General features: G+C 46.6%; 1 protein-coding gene and 1 pseudogene. Both read right to left on the reverse strand.

The annotated features are described in order from the left end of the window. On the reverse strand, positions 1-313 hold a 313-nt coding region (locus P5683_RS26670), incomplete at its 3' end, for a helix-turn-helix domain-containing protein (protein WP_396442822.1). Beyond that, a pseudogene (locus tag P5683_RS25805) lies at positions 219-479 on the reverse strand (hypothetical protein); the annotation flags it as partial. The pseudogene P5683_RS25805 and the gene P5683_RS26670, both read right to left, overlap by 95 nt.

The raw sequence follows: 479 nt of genomic DNA on the forward strand, positions 1-479 counted from the left end.
TAGTATTATTGAACTTAATCCCTTGAGAGCTGTCACGACAACTTCTAAACCTTGCGCCTGGACTGGCTGAAAAGGCGAGATAGGCATCAAAGATAGCATTCTGCCGAATATGGCCGGGTGTTTCTTTGACCCATGCAGGCAAGTCGCTCTGCATCACTTTATTGCGTAACTTTAACTTGCTTAGTCGTTTACCACTCCGGGATAATGCAATTGCTTGGTTATAGCAATACCGACAAGCGGCCAACCATTTGCGCCAGACTTGATTTAGCTCGGGGCTGGGGTAAATCCGGATCTTCTTTGACCTGAGTTTTATATTTACGCAGTCCGTATAATCGGGAACTGAAGCAGTGGAGGATGGCGAGGATGTCCTCAACCATTTCTGGTTCTGGACTGAGACTTGTCTCGTTGAGAACCATGAGTGAGCACCTGTTTTGCTCACAGAGCCATCGAAACAAGTCAAATCCCCATATTGCCAATCA

This window comes from Limnospira sp. PMC 1279.21 (genome assembly GCF_032349615.1).
GTDB lineage: Bacteria > Cyanobacteriota > Cyanobacteriia > Cyanobacteriales > Microcoleaceae > Limnospira > Limnospira fusiformis.